The following is a 239-nucleotide window of genomic DNA, read 5'->3' as shown; positions in this document are numbered from 1 at the left end:
TTGGATAATAGTGAATTTCTATTGAATGCGAAAGATGAATATAATAGAAATGAGCTGTTAAAGGATTATAATAGTGGGAAATATCGAGACAAAGGATTAGTAAATAATCCAAAAGTTAATATAGGAATATCTCCATATGAAAGAAAAGAAAATACAGGAGTATCGGATATAAACAGCTATTTAAGAAAATTAAGAATAGGAGTTGAAAGATAATGAAAAAGATAATAATGATGATAATT

Annotated in this window: 1 protein-coding gene; it reads left to right on the top strand. The window is 25.5% G+C overall.

Features of this window, described 5'->3' with window-relative positions; translation table 11 throughout:
• Positions 1–213, top strand: a 213-nt coding sequence (locus tag EII29_RS11805; protein WP_125237633.1) for an ABC transporter ATP-binding protein, incomplete at its 5' end; no start/stop codon positions are given.
• Positions 214–239 lie beyond the last annotated feature (26 nt).

Origin of the sequence: Leptotrichia sp. OH3620_COT-345 (assembly GCF_003932895.1) — a bacterium.
GTDB lineage: Bacteria > Fusobacteriota > Fusobacteriia > Fusobacteriales > Leptotrichiaceae > Pseudoleptotrichia.
The sequence above is the reverse complement of the archived record's forward strand: the minus strand, read 5'-3'. Positions and strand labels throughout refer to the sequence as shown.